Consider the following 2,500-nt stretch of genomic DNA (forward strand, 5'->3'; position numbering starts at 1 on the left):
TTGGGGGATTTTGGGGTTCCCATATTTTTTTGTGGGGGGTTTTCCCGTTTGTGGTTTTTGTGGCGCGGGGTCTTGGGGGGGGGGTTCCCCCGGGGGCCCCCCGCGTTCTTGCCGGGGGGCGAGGACAAGGATACGGGTGCGGCCTCGGGCATCAACAACGCCGTCTCGCGCATCGGCGGCCTGATTGCCGTGGCGGCGATGGGATCGCTGGCGGCCTGGGTCTATGCTGGCGTGCTCGGCACCGCTGCCGGCTCCGGCATTCCGGGTTTCGGCGAACCGCCGCCAGCCGGCCTGGCGCCCGGCCTCGATGCGGCACGACTTGCCGCCAGCGACGCGGCATTCGCCGCCGTTGCCGCGGTGACCGCGGTGCTTTGCCTGCTTTCGGCAATCGCCGCGTGGACGACGGTTTCCGGCGAGCGGCTGCCATGGGCGCGCGACACGGCGAATCAGCACGGCTGACGACGAAAAACGTCGGCTCAGCCTTCGATCTTGGCGCTCGCGACCTTCAACTGATTGCTGTCTTCCTGCTTGAGCAGGTCGTCGATGCGTTCGCGCTCGCGCTTGAAGGCGACGAGGTCGTCGCCCTTCAGCGTCTTGCCGACCGGTAGGCGGACGCGCATCGAATCGACCTTTGTGCCGTTGACGATCAGTTCGTAATGAAGATGCGGACCGGTGGAGAGGCCGGTTGAGCCGAGATAGCCGATAACCTGACCCTGGCGAACGCGAACACCCGGCTCGATGCCTTTGGCAAAGGCGCTCTGGTGATTGTAGGACGTCTCGTAGCCATTGGCGTGACGCAAGATGATCTGCTTGCCATAGCCACCGGCCCAGCCGGCTTTTTCGACGACGCCATTGCCCGCGGCAATGATCGGCGATCCCACGGGAGCTGCCCAGTCGGTGCCGGTATGCATTTTCACATACCCCAAAATGGGGTGGCGCCTGGCACCGAACCCTGACGTAAATCGGCCATTGGGCAAGGGATTGCGCAGCAGAAACTGCTCGGCGCTGCTGCCGTTTTCGTCGAAGTAGTCGGTGCTGCCGTCCTGCATCTGGAAACGGTAGAAATTTCGCGTCGTGCCGCCGAAAGTCGCGGAGACGTAAAGCAGCTCGGATTCGTCAGACGCCTGGTCGTCGCCATCGGGTTGCGAGAACAGCACCTCGATGCGGTCCGTGGGATTGAGGCGCGACTGAAAGTCGACACTGGATGCCAGCAACTTGATCAGTCGTTGCGTCATCGCCTTGGACATGCCGTAGGAATAGGCGGTGCGGTAGATGCCGTCATAGACGTTCGGCAGATTGCCGCGCACTACGGGCGCAGGCGAATCGTCGAACGCCGTCAGCAATTCGGGATTTGGCTCCGGCTCCTGCGCCGGCACGTACTGGTCGTGGTCGTCGAGTGCGATGGTGACGATGTGCTGGGTCCTGTCGTACACGCTGGTGCGAACGATCTTGGCGGCGTCGCCATGGACCTCAAGCCCAACGCGCAGCACGGTTCCTGCCTTGAGGGCCGTCGCATTCAGCAATTTGGCGATCGCCTCGGCCATTCCGGTGGCATCCTCGCCGGTATAGCCCGAATCAGCGAAGGCCTCGGCAATGTCGAGATCCTTGGTGAAGGGGATGATTTCCTCGGCGAAAGCCGGCGCCTGGTCGTCGATGGCGGCACGCGGCGACACCGAGACGTTTTCCGGGACGATCTTGACGTCATAGGAGCCGGCCATGCTTTCGGCGAAGCCGTCACCGAATCGCTGTGGGTCGACATAATGCAGCGAAGCGACCTGGACAGCGCCGTCGCTCAGATCGGTGCCGGCCTCGCGCACGACCTTTTCCACCTCGTCGGCAGAAAGGTCGCTCTTTTCGTCGAAGGCCGCCGTCTCGATCGGGAAATCGACGGTCTTCAAGCTCATCTCGCTTTCGACCTTGGCGCCATAGATCTGGCTGGCGGCGGCGGCTGCCGGCTGGGCAGCATTATCGTCGCCATTGCCAAACACCTGCATCGGGTCGAAAGGCGGATAGGCCCGGCTGGTCGTGTGACCGGCGGCAAGCGCCATCTTGATCTGCACGAAAGGCATGGTGTGGATGACATCGCGGTCGCCAACCTTGGTCACCATCGACACTTCCATGCGCCGGCGATCCTTGGCCTTGGCGATCTGGCGCAGCGCCACCAGCCTGGTCGTCTTGGCGATCTCACCGGAATCGTCGCCACTGGCAAGGCTGATCAGTTCGGCGATCTCGGGTGGCGTCGCCAACTGCTGGCGGCCGTCAAGCGCTGCAAACAGCGCCACGCCCATCAGCACGCTCGAGGTCACGCCGGTAAGGAAGGTGCCCGACAGCCAGCGCGCCGAAACCTCGCGCCGGTCGGGAGGGCCGCTGCGGCCGTCCGCGATCAGCGGCGGCTCGTTGCCGAGGTCGGCTATGACATCTTCCGTGTCTGGCATCCAGAAAGGCTGCTTCTTCCCCGGGGCGGAACGGCTTGTCGTTCTTGTTGTGGCCATGACATTTG

Annotated in this window: 2 protein-coding genes; one reads left to right on the top strand and one right to left on the bottom strand. The window is 63.6% G+C overall.

Translation table 11 applies throughout. The features are described from left to right. Positions 1-108: 108 nt before the first annotated feature. Positions 109-459 (top strand): hypothetical protein, encoded by a 351-nt coding sequence (locus NKH99_RS30895; RefSeq protein WP_502900130.1) that lies wholly within the window; start codon positions 109-111, stop codon positions 457-459. A gap of 17 nt (positions 460-476) precedes the next feature. On the opposite strand, the gene NKH99_RS30900 is transcribed toward NKH99_RS30895, so the two are convergent. Then, positions 477-2,435, bottom strand: a complete 1,959-nt coding sequence (locus NKH99_RS30900) for a M23 family metallopeptidase (protein ID WP_352475052.1) — start codon at positions 2,433-2,435, stop codon at positions 477-479. Positions 2,436-2,500: the final 65 nt, after the last annotated feature.

The organism is Mesorhizobium sp. M0854 (assembly GCF_040319815.1).
Classification (GTDB): Bacteria; Pseudomonadota; Alphaproteobacteria; order Rhizobiales; family Rhizobiaceae; genus Mesorhizobium.

Coding starts and splice junctions, on each gene's coding strand:
- NKH99_RS30900 (WP_352475052.1), bottom strand. CDS start 2,435: ATGCCAGACACGGAAGATGTCATAGCCGACCTCGGCAACGAGCCGCCG.